The sequence below is a fragment of the Chitinophaga flava genome (assembly GCF_003308995.1).
GTDB lineage: Bacteria > Bacteroidota > Bacteroidia > Chitinophagales > Chitinophagaceae > Chitinophaga > Chitinophaga flava.
This window is the reverse complement of the sequence record NZ_QFFJ01000002.1, coordinates 2556118-2567055: the sequence shown is the minus strand read 5'-3', so window position 1 is coordinate 2567055 and position 10938 is coordinate 2556118. Positions and strand designations below refer to the sequence as shown.

Genomic DNA, 10938 nt, shown 5'->3' with positions numbered 1-10938 from the left:
CATCCAAAAACAATGTTGCACAATGAAAAAATCATTTAAATATATCGGGGCGCTTACCTTGCTGATGGCGCTCGCCGGCAGTTGCAATGAACGCGACTTCCTCACACAAAACGATCCCAATAAAATCACAGAAACCAATTTCTGGAAAGATGAAAACAGTCTGAGTATGGCACTGGCAGCCACTTACAGTCCGCTACGGCTGCCGCTGTACGGCTACTGGGGCGCTTTTACCGGCATACAGGACATCAATGCCATGGGCGATGATGTGTTTACCATCCCCGGTGAAGAAGCGCCTACCTGGGCGATCGCATCCTATACCAATGATGAAAACAATGCTGATGCGGCAGACATCTTCGACAAAACCTATCAGTGTATTCACCGTGCCAACCTTATACTGGCCCGGATAGACCAGGTACCTATAGATGCAGCCAAAAAGGATATCTATATTGCAGAAGCCAGGTTCCTGCGTGGTATCTCCTACTTTATTCTGGCCTCCAACTGGGGTGCTGTGCCCATCAGAACCGCACCGGTAGAAACTACCAGCACCTATGCAGCTCCCTGCAGCTCTAAGGAAGAAGTATGGCAGCAGGTGATCAGTGATCTCTCTGTTGCTAAAGACAAGCTGCCGGTGATCCGTACACCCAAGGAAATGGGAAGAGCCACCAGCGGAGCCGCCATCGCCTTTCTGGGCAAGAGTTACCTGTTCATGGAAAACTACCCGCTGGCAGAAAGCACACTCTCTCTGCTGACCAAAGCTCCCTTTAACTATGGACTGGTAGATAACTACGAAGACAACTTCACCGACCTTAATGAGTTCAACAAGGAATCCATCTTTGAATGGGTATGTGCACCGCTGGGCGATCCTTACGGGCCATGGGGCGCAGAAACTACCAACTCACCGATGTACAACTACCTGCCTCAGTTCATCGGCCCTCCGGCCGGCGGCGGATGGTTTAAATATGTTCCTTCCAATTACCTCGTGACACAGTTTCTCCAGGAACCACGCCCCGCGGGATCTGACACCAAATTCGACAAAAGAATGTATGCTTCCCTGATGTGGCAGCATAGCAGACTTGGTGAAACAGATACCACCTTCTATAACGGCAAAACGTTTGATGAGCTCTGGAAATCAGCACAGAAGAAAATAGACAGACTCGGTTCCGATACTAAGCTGGATACTGCGACTAATGGCCGTTTCCTGATAAAAAAATACACCGGCGCCTGGCGTAATGTGGCCGATGCCGACAACTACTGGGGCGCTACCCCTTCTACCGCCAACTACCGGGTAATACGTTTTGCAGAAGTACTGCTGATGCGTGCCGAAGCGGCTGCCCGTAATGGCCATCCGGATGTGGCATTGGTAGATATCAACCAGATACGTACCCGTGCGGGCCTCTCCGCCAAAACTGCTGCAGACCTGCCCGGCACCGACCAGCTGATGGCTGAGATAGACCACCAGAAACTGCTGGAACTGTTTTTCGAACAAAACAGGATATACGATCTCAGAAGATGGAATAAGTCTGCCGCACAGTTGGGAGCACTCTTCCAGACCAGAGGCAAACAGGGAGCCAACACCTTTAAGGCCAGACACTACGTGTTTCCGATACCGGCCAGGGAGCTGAATTCCAATCCCAAAGCCACACAGAACGACCTCTGGAAATAATATGCCCACCTTCAAAGTATGGAGCCTGGTGCTCCATACTTTGCATTAATATTCCATCGATGCAAAGACTACTGCTATTCCTGCTGCTGATCGTCAGCGGATGTACTGCCCACACCATACAGATTAAAATGGATGTCCCGCCTGCGTTGCAGGACCAGCTGAAAGCAAGTAATCAGGCCGGTGAACTGCCAGCCAGCTTCCGCAATGGGTACCTGCTACTTAACCAGCGTGATGAACCCGGCATGATATACCTTGTCAACAGTGATGGCAAAATAGTATGGTACCATCAGGTAAAAGGTACCGGATTTAAAACAGCTCATTTCACTGCACAGCAAACCATCCTTTGTATACTTGGCGGCAAGGAATATCCTACCAGCTATGGTAACGAGATCCTGGAAATAGGCCTCCGTGGCGATACGCTGCTGCATCTACAGAAAGGGCAGCAGGATTTTACCAGTGATGTACATCATGAAGTATTACGGACCGCCGGCGGCAATATCGTAGCCTTGACCAGCGTAGAGAAAATCATGGACCTTTCTTTACAGGGAGGCAGTGAACAGGATACCGTAAAAAGTGATGGCATTGTGGTGATGGACCGCCAGGGGCACCAGCTCTGGCAGTGGACTGTATTTGACGAGCTGGAACCTACCGCCGATACAGCTATCCTTCGCACCCGGCGCGACTGGATGCATGCCAACAGTCTGAGTTTTGATAAAGATAGCAACTACCTTATCTCTTTTTACAACAATGGTCAGATATGGAAGCTGAATGCCAGCACCGGTAAGGTGATGTGGAAATTTGGTAAAGGCGGAGACTTTACGATTCCCGCTACTGCTGCTTTTGATATGGGGCATGCTGTGCATGTCAACTCCGAGAATGACCTGATGTTGTTTGACAACGGCCCTTCCCACCAGCAATCACAAGCACTGGCTTTCCGGCTCAATGATAGCAGCAGACAGGCCAGTGTTACGATGCAGGCCGTTCTTCCCGCGTACCTTTTTAATGAACGCATGGGCAGTGCTTATCTGGTAGATCATGACCATGTGCTTCATTGCTGCTCCCGGCGCAATACCGTGATACTTACGGACCGTAAGGGTCAGCCGCTGTGGACTTTGCGCTGCACTTTCATTCCTTATCGCGCGGAGTTTATTTCCGCATCAGCCTTACTTCCCTACACCTTCCGTAATTGATTGTCAACACGACACTTTAAAATGCCACTTATGATCAAAACAAACGCTCTCCGTATAGGCGCTTTTCTCATAGCAGCTGCCGCTGTCATTATCTGGTCGTGCAACAACGGCAGCAATGCCAGTGTACTCGCGCCCATGCCGGCAGACAAGCCATTGTTACCCCGGGCAGATACCAATGCGATCCCGGCCGGCAAATATGGAGAGATGGTGCGTTATGGCCGGGCGCTGATGATGAACACCGCTTATTACATAGGTCCGGAAGGCGTTAGCGGCAAATACCTGGGCAACCGGATGAACTGTACCAACTGTCACCAGGACGCCGGTACGAAACCCTTTTCATTTAACCTGATGTTATCACATGCGCAGTACCCTCAGTACCGTGCCAGGGAAGGCAAGGTGCTAACACTGGCGGAGCGGGTGAACAACTGCGTTACCAGGCCACATAACGGCAAACCGCTGCCGCTGGACAGTAGAGAGATGGTGGCTTTCCTGTCTTACTTCAGGTGGATCAACAGTTTTGTAACACAGGATCGTTCCTATAAGGGAGGACATAACCTGGACATCACATTTCCTGCTGTGGCCGCCAGTCCGGAGAGAGGTAAAGCGTTGTACCAGCAGCATTGTGCACGCTGTCATGGTCCGGAAGGAGCAGGACAAGCCTCGGGGCTGACTTACGTTTACCCGCCACTGTGGGGCCCGTACGGTTATCAGCCAGGGTCCAGTATGCACCGGGTGATCAAACAAGCACAATGGCTGAAAGCCAATATGCCCTATGATAAAGCAACATGGGAAAAACCATTCCTGACAGATGAAGAAGCACTTGATATCGCGGCCTATGTGAATGATGACAGCATCCACCCACGCCCCGATGTTAAAAACTACGATTATCCGTACAAGGAAGAAAAGGCGATCGACTATGACAAAGGTCCTTTTGCGGACACCTTTTCTGCCCGGCAACACAAGTATGGCCCATTCCAGCCCATCATCAGCTACTGGGAAAACAAATGTTTAAAAGCCGTATACTGATTCGGATTCCTGACACTATTCTATGCCCACGATAAAAAAGCTTCCCCGGTTTGTGGGAAGCTTTTTGCTTTGTTGTATCACAAAATTAATTTGGCTGTAAGTAAATTAATGTCTACCTTAATTGCAGGATTTTAACCACACATTTTGCCCGGTAGTTTTATTATCAGCATCTCTAAGATTAGTGAATACCCCCAACAAACCAGAAGAGAGACATATTTTCACACAACATTTATGTAAACCATATCATTGTTATACATCTATAAGACATTGTTTTTGTGACAAAACATCACCATATCATTATTGCAACCAGCATCGATAGGAGTATTGAAACGATTGACCAAACCATATCGCAGACAAACGATAGGAACATTGTTTTGTAACGACAAAGTACATGCTGTGGATACAGGTATCAATAAAAATATGCTGACAACAATGTTACATACTATCTGGCACAGGTTTGTTCGCCAGGTTGCAGCAACGTTTTTCCCCCAGCCACCGGGGAAGACTACTGTTGCCAGCACATATTCAAAACAGGTTTGTCGTCTCAGCTATACAAACGTCAGGGTAGGGCTTACATTTCTTTCTAACGTCGAAGCACCTACGAAATCTCACAGCAGCTTCCTGGTAATTGCTCACAATGGAAGACTTGTATTTGGCAACCTGCTGACCATGATCAGCAGCAGCACCTATCCTGATATTTTCAGACAGGCGGTTATCAAAGCCTCTCCTCCTGTCGCCCGGTTTCACAGATTCATACAGAGACCATGACGCAGTTGTGTTCGAACCTAATCATGCCAATACAGGAGTATTATTATCAGCCGGGTAATCACGGCACCAGGAAAACCAATAAAAGCGCAACTATATCACCTGTTATTTTATCGTATGATGACCTCTTTTCACATACCACTGCACTACCTCCGGGCATTCATTAACGCCCGCTTGTCTGTCCACTTCGGCCATGCCAGCAACCTCATAACAGGCGATGCTCCTGTGCTGCAGGATGGCTCTCCCTTTGCTACCTGGATAGATGAAGTCCAGCCAGGCAAAGAAGAACAGATCGGTCTGTTGCTGGCACTGGTACCGCATCTGCAACCCGGTTTTCTGGAAGACATCCTCGGGGAATATATCCCGGAAGGCAGCGACTTTATCCCCATTGGCGGCGTAAAAAACCTTTACCACAGAGGCTTAGTGCCTACCGGGGAGACACTGTTGTTTATCCTCGCCGGCAATGATACAGATGCCAGAATAGCCATTCAAAACAAGCTACTACAAGGCAGCATCTTCCGACAGGGTATTCTCCGTATAGAAGCCGTTCCTCCCGGAGCACCGGCCATGTCCGGACGGCTGCTGCTGTCGGAAGAAACCATTATTCACTGGCTGACCGGCAATAAACAACGCTCCGGGCTTCCCACGGGAATGGCTGAACGTATTTCCACCGGCCAGGAATGGAATGACCTCGTTCTGAATAACAACACCATGCAGCAGGTGCGGGAAATAACACAGTGGCTAAAATATGCCAGTACCATGCAATCCGAATGGCAGCTGAAATCCGGAAACAGAGCGGGCTACCGCGCCCTGTTCCACGGCCCTGCAGGCACCGGCAAAACCATGGCTGCCGCCCTCCTCGGCCGAAACACCGAACGGGAAGTATTCCGGATAGACCTCTCCAGGGTCGTTTCCAGGTACATTGATGAAACAGAAAAGAATCTAAACTATCTCTTCGATAAGGCAGAACAAAAAGACTGGGTCCTGTTTTTTGATGAAGCCGACACCCTATTAGGCAAAAAGACAGCGATAAAAGATGCACATGACCGATACGCCACCGTTGAAACCAGCTATCTGCTTCAACGTATGGAAGCCTATAAAGGCCTCATCATCCTGTCTTCCCGTTATAAAGAGAACATAGATGAAACTTTACTCCACCGGCTACAAAATATCCTACACTTCCCTGTTCCAGCGCCCTCCGAAAGATACCTCCTCTGGAGCCGCGCCTTTCCCGACAAAATAAAACTGGCGGAATCCATCTCCCTGGAACATATCTCCCGGCATCACGAACTAACCGGCGCCAATATCAACAGCATTGCTTTCCGCTGCTGCCTGAAACTCTTTGGCGACCAGCGTCTTGAACTTTCAGAAGATGACCTGCAGGAAGCCATCCACCTTGAACTCGTAAAAGCAGGTAAAGTCTGACCGATAACATTTCCCTCAAAATAGCCCGCCAATACCCCGCTCACCCCAACGGGGAATATTACTATTGCCAAATTTTATAAGTGTTTATCATAATTGTATAACGCTTCCCTCCCGCTGATCAGTCACCTTTGTTATCTATCCAAATACTGATTTTAGCATGCAACATACTACGCCCACACCTGAAGCCATTGCCCTGGCCATCAAACAACAGGCAGAAACAATATATGCCGGTGATTTTTCCTTTCCGAAAGATTTCAGTCTGGCCCAACAGCTGACACAAGCGCTGCAGCTCGACTATTCCATTCTCTGCCAGACCTTCCTGGCAAAGGAAAACATTACATTGGAAAAGTATATAGAAAACCTGCGAATTGAGAAAATAAAGGAATTACTGGTATATAGTAATGATACCCTGCCACAAATAGCCACCAAACTGGGCTTTCTGCATGCCCGGCAGATGGCGGCCCATTTTAAGGCCCATACAGGCCTCAATACGGGCTATTTCAAGGAAATCCGGAAGTCCAGATTGTCTATTAAAGATATGCCAGGCAAACCATCTTAAAATTATATACAACTCAACCTTAATCATATAACACTCCCCCGGTATGTAACCGGTAGCTTTGTAAAAAATTAGCCACTATGAACACTTTAACACTCGATCATACATCCAGGGCCACCGGCCAGCAACATAAAAAAGGACTGATCAAAGAAACCTTTCCTGTACTTGAAATGACCTGCGCCGCCTGTGCCATCAGCGTGGAGTCAACACTCGGCTCCGTAGAAGGCGTACAAGCCGCCGGCGTAAACTTCGCCAACCAGAGCGCCTGGGTAGAATACAACCCCGCCGCTGTTACACCCGAACAGTTACGCGATGCAGTAAGATCTATCGGTTATGATATCGTCATTGAAAAAGAAAACCAGGACGAAATAAAAGAAGCAGCTCAGCAGAAACATTACCACGAAGTAAAACAACGGACCATCTGGGCTTCTGCGCTCTCCCTCCCTATCGTGATCATCGGTATGTTTTTTATGGACATGCCTTATGGTAACTGGATCATGATGGCACTCGCCACACCAGTGGTGTTTTACCTGGGTCGCAGTTTCTTTGTCAACGCCTGGAAACAGGCCCGTCATGGTAAAGCCAACATGGACACGCTGGTAGCCCTGAGTACCGGTATCGCCTGGGTTTTCAGTGCCTTCAACACATTGTATCCGGAATTCTGGCACCAGCGCGGACTGCATGCCCACGTTTATTTTGAAGCAGCCGCTGTAGTCATCGCTTTTATCTCTCTTGGCAAACTGCTGGAAGAAAGAGCGAAATCCAATACTTCTTCTGCTATAAAAAAATTAATAGGTCTGCAACCTAAAACCGTACTGCTGGTAGACGCTTCCGGCAACACCCGGGAAGTACCCATCTCTACTGTAAAAGTAAATGATATCCTGCTGGTGAAACCCGGTGAAAAAATACCTGTAGATGGTACTGTTACTGCCGGCGACTCTTATGTAGATGAAAGCATGATCACCGGTGAACCCGTACCTGTACTGAAAAAAGAAGGGGAAGGCGTTTTTGCCGGCACCATCAATCAGAAAGGTAGCTTCCGCTTCAAAGCAGACAAAGTAGGTGCTGATACCCTGCTCGCACATATCATCAAAATGGTACAGGAAGCACAAGGCAGTAAAGCACCCGTACAAAAACTGGTCGACAAAATTGCCGGTATATTCGTTCCCGTAGTCATCGGTATCTCCATCCTTACGTTCCTTACCTGGATCATTGCCGGTGGTGAAAACGCCTTCACACATGCGCTGCTGACCTCAGTGACTGTACTCGTAATCGCCTGCCCCTGTGCACTCGGACTCGCCACTCCTACCGCCATCATGGTGGGCGTAGGTAAAGGAGCCGAAAACAATATTCTGATTAAAGACGCTGAAAGCCTCGAACTGGCACATAAAGTAAACGCCATCATCCTCGACAAAACCGGTACCATCACTGAAGGTAAACCAGTAGTGACCGACCTCTTGTACAACGACAATCATTCTGACTACAACCTCGTCCAGTCTGTTTTATTCTCTCTGGAACAACAGTCAGAACACCCGCTGGCAGCCGCTATTGCTCAGCATCTGCAACAGGAAGGCGTTCAGCCGGTTAACCTGACTTCTTTCGAAAGCGTTACCGGTCAGGGTGTAAAAGGTGTGTTTGAAGGCCAGACTTATCTGGCAGGTAATAAAAAACTGCTGGAAGAAAACGGTGTAGTACTGGACAGCCAGTCTATGGCCAGCGCCAGCAACCTGCAGGCAGCCGCTAAAACCGTGATCTTTTACGCCAGAGGCAAACAGATACTTGCCGTAGTAGCCATCGCCGACAGGATCAAAGAAAGTTCTGCTACCGCCATCGCTGCATTACAACGCCAGGGCATCGCAGTATACATGCTCACCGGCGACAACCAGCAAACCGCAGCAGCTGTGGCCAAACAGGTAGGCATCACCCACTATACCGCTGAAGTAATGCCTTCTTTTAAAGCTACCTTTGTAAAACAGTTGCAGCAAGAAGGTAAAACAGTAGCCATGGTTGGTGATGGTATCAACGACTCCCAGGCACTGGCACAGGCAGACGTCAGCATCGCCATGGGCAAAGGCTCCGACATCGCCATGGACGTGGCTAAAATGACGCTGATCACTTCCGATCTGAACAGCATTCCCAAAGCGCTGAAACTGTCTTCCAAAACAGTCAGCACTATCAAACAGAACCTGTTCTGGGCCTTCATCTACAACATCATCGGTATACCGGTGGCAGCAGGTATCCTGTTTCCAGCCTACGGTTTCCTCCTGGACCCGATGATTGCAGGTGCCGCCATGGCCTTAAGTTCTGTAAGCGTTGTTTCCAACAGCCTCCGGCTGAAAACAGCTAAACTCTGATCCATCCGTATCATTAAAACAACAACATGCCTTTAACATATACCTGGTACACGCAAAAAGTCATCCGGGAAACAACAGACACAGTCACTATTATTTTCGATACCCGTGGGGAAACCTTCCATTACCAGGCCGGCCAGTTCATCAATCTCACTCTGACGATTGATGGACGGCCGGTAACACGGTCTTACTCCCTGAGCTCCGCCCCCGAAACAGATCTTCGTCCAGCCATTACCGTTAAAAAAGTAGATGGAGGTCTCATGAGCAGCTATATTACCGCACAGGCCGAAACCATCTACAGCTGGGAGATAGACGGACCTTATGGCTCCTTTACACCAGCAGCGGACATTACGCCTTACAAACATGTGGTATTGCTGGCCGGTGGCAGCGGAATCACTCCCTTATATTCCATCGCAAGATCTATCGCCAGCCGGCAGCCCGAAACCAGGATCACCCTGCTCTACGCCAGCCGCACAGTAGCAGAAACGATCTTCAAACCATCACTCGACACCTGGCAATCACAGCACAACAATATCCAGGTCCGGTATGTTTTATCCAGACATACGGCTACTGACAACGATCCGCAGGATATCCTCTCCGGCAGGCTTAACAGGATCATCATCAAAAAACTGGTGAAACAGGCCATGGGCAGCGAGGAAACATCTCCTCACTTTTTCATCTGCGGTCCTTCTGAGCTGATGAACCTGCACCAGGAAGCACTGACTGCACTGGGGATACCGGAAACGCATATACTAAAAGAATGGTTTGCGCCGGAAGCGACCACTTCTACCGTTGTGCTGCCCGACAGTAACCAGGAAGTACTGTTGCACTATTTCGAACAAAGTAACCTGCTGGATGTACAACCCGGACAAACCATCCTGGCGGCCGCCCTGGAAGAAAGGATACCACTGCCCTACTCCTGTAAAGCCGGCACCTGTGGCAGATGTACCGCAAAACTTACCAAAGGCAGCGTACATATGCAACACAACTACACCCTGCGGAAAGAAGAACTGGAGGCCGGCTATATCCTGCTCTGCCAGAGCTTTCCGCTCAACAACGAGGTTACAGTAGAGATCGGGGAATAACAACATAATTATGTAAAACGATTACTCAATTGTATAACAGTATAGCCCTGACCCCGGCGTAATTTTACATCATCAACAATAACAAAACACTTCAACTACTTTAAAAAATAAAAAGATGAAAACAATACAATTCAAAACCAATATCAAATGTTCAGGTTGTATAGAAAAAGTGACTCCGGGATTAAACGCCACTGCTGGCGCAGATAACTGGGAAGTAGACCTGCAGTCACCCAACAAGGTACTGACTATTTCTGCTGACGAAGTAGATGCAACGGCTATACGCCAGGCCATCGAAAGTGCAGGTTACAAAGCTGAAAACATCGCCTAAAAAATCGCCTAAAAGTATTTGCCATGAAAAAACTCATCCTCCTTACTTCCATGTTCACCGCCTTATTTCAATTCAAAAGCCAGGCACAGGACAAACAACTGTCACCATTGTTAACAGACTACTATAACATTAAAGATGCACTGGTGAGCGGTAATACCGCTAGTGCAGCCACTGCAGCCACTACCTTCGTTCAGGCCGCCAAAGGCGCAGATATGAAAGCCATGAGCCCTGCTGCACATACTGCCTATATGGCCCTGCAGGAGAAGCTGATCACTGACGCATCCAATATCTCCGGTTCCAAAGACCTGGCCAAACAACGGGAATATTTCAAAACATTGTCTGATAATATCTACCTGCTGGCCAAAGACGTAAAACTGTCCGCCCAACCGGTATACCAGGACTACTGCCCGATGAAAAAAGCCTCCTGGCTCAGCAGCAGCACCGCCATCAAAAATCCTTACTACGGAAACCAGATGCTTACCTGTGGTAAAATAAACGATACCATCAAGTAACTTTTTCTCACAAGGGAGCGCAGCAATGTCTGCTCTC

Annotated in this window: 9 protein-coding genes; all 9 read left to right on the top strand. The window is 48.7% G+C overall.

The features are described from left to right. Window positions 1–22: 22 nt before the first annotated feature. The 9 genes from DF182_RS26415 to DF182_RS26370 all read left to right on the top strand — a co-directional run bounded on the left by DF182_RS26415 (window position 23) and on the right by DF182_RS26370 (window position 10901). On the top strand, window positions 23–1663 hold the full coding sequence (locus DF182_RS26415) for a RagB/SusD family nutrient uptake outer membrane protein (RefSeq protein ID WP_113618757.1): 1641 nt from the start codon (window positions 23–25) through the stop codon (window positions 1661–1663). A 59-nt stretch (window positions 1664–1722) separates the two neighbouring features. Further along, on the top strand, window positions 1723–2853 hold the full coding sequence (locus DF182_RS26410; protein ID WP_113618756.1) for an aryl-sulfate sulfotransferase: 1131 nt from the start codon (window positions 1723–1725) through the stop codon (window positions 2851–2853). A gap of 30 nt (window positions 2854–2883) precedes the next feature. Next, window positions 2884–3879, top strand: a complete 996-nt coding sequence (locus tag DF182_RS26405; RefSeq protein WP_113618755.1) for a c-type cytochrome — start codon at window positions 2884–2886, stop codon at window positions 3877–3879. Between the two features lie 882 nt (window positions 3880–4761). Further along, the gene (locus tag DF182_RS26395; protein WP_113618753.1) at window positions 4762–6069 is read left to right on the top strand and encodes an ATP-binding protein; all 1308 of its coding nucleotides are present in this window, start codon (window positions 4762–4764) and stop codon (window positions 6067–6069) included. Window positions 6070–6226: 157 nt separating this feature from the next. Then, window positions 6227–6628: a helix-turn-helix domain-containing protein gene (locus tag DF182_RS26390; RefSeq protein ID WP_113618752.1), complete on the top strand. Its 402-nt coding sequence runs from the start codon at window positions 6227–6229 to the stop codon at window positions 6626–6628. A 77-nt stretch (window positions 6629–6705) separates the two neighbouring features. Then, on the top strand, window positions 6706–8979 hold the full coding sequence (locus DF182_RS26385; RefSeq protein WP_113618751.1) for a heavy metal translocating P-type ATPase: 2274 nt from the start codon (window positions 6706–6708) through the stop codon (window positions 8977–8979). 26 nt (window positions 8980–9005) lie between these two features. After that, the gene (locus DF182_RS26380) at window positions 9006–10061 is read left to right on the top strand and encodes a ferredoxin--NADP reductase (RefSeq protein WP_113618750.1); all 1056 of its coding nucleotides are present in this window, start codon (window positions 9006–9008) and stop codon (window positions 10059–10061) included. Between the two features lie 115 nt (window positions 10062–10176). Continuing rightward, window positions 10177–10389 carry a heavy-metal-associated domain-containing protein gene (locus DF182_RS26375; protein ID WP_113618749.1) on the top strand — a complete coding sequence of 71 codons (213 nt, stop codon included), beginning with the start codon at window positions 10177–10179 and terminating at the stop codon, window positions 10387–10389. Window positions 10390–10412: 23 nt separating this feature from the next. Then, a complete protein-coding gene (locus tag DF182_RS26370) occupies window positions 10413–10901 on the top strand; it encodes a DUF3347 domain-containing protein (protein ID WP_113618748.1) in 489 nt (162 codons plus the stop codon). The last annotated feature ends 37 nt before the right edge of the window (window positions 10902–10938 follow it).

Excerpts from the sequence above, each read along its gene's own strand:
- DF182_RS26395 (WP_113618753.1), top strand. The coding sequence starts at position 4,762 with ATGATGACCTCTTTTCACATACCACTGCACTACCTCCGGGCATTCATT.
- DF182_RS26410 (WP_113618756.1), top strand. The coding sequence starts at position 1,723 with ATGCAAAGACTACTGCTATTCCTGCTGCTGATCGTCAGCGGATGTACT.
- DF182_RS26380 (WP_113618750.1), top strand. The coding sequence starts at position 9,006 with ATGCCTTTAACATATACCTGGTACACGCAAAAAGTCATCCGGGAAACA.
- DF182_RS26390 (WP_113618752.1), top strand. The coding sequence starts at position 6,227 with ATGCAACATACTACGCCCACACCTGAAGCCATTGCCCTGGCCATCAAA.
- DF182_RS26385 (WP_113618751.1), top strand. The coding sequence starts at position 6,706 with ATGAACACTTTAACACTCGATCATACATCCAGGGCCACCGGCCAGCAA.
- DF182_RS26405 (WP_113618755.1), top strand. The coding sequence starts at position 2,884 with ATGATCAAAACAAACGCTCTCCGTATAGGCGCTTTTCTCATAGCAGCT.
- DF182_RS26375 (WP_113618749.1), top strand. The coding sequence starts at position 10,177 with ATGAAAACAATACAATTCAAAACCAATATCAAATGTTCAGGTTGTATA.
- DF182_RS26370 (WP_113618748.1), top strand. The coding sequence starts at position 10,413 with ATGAAAAAACTCATCCTCCTTACTTCCATGTTCACCGCCTTATTTCAA.
- DF182_RS26415 (WP_113618757.1), top strand. The coding sequence starts at position 23 with ATGAAAAAATCATTTAAATATATCGGGGCGCTTACCTTGCTGATGGCG.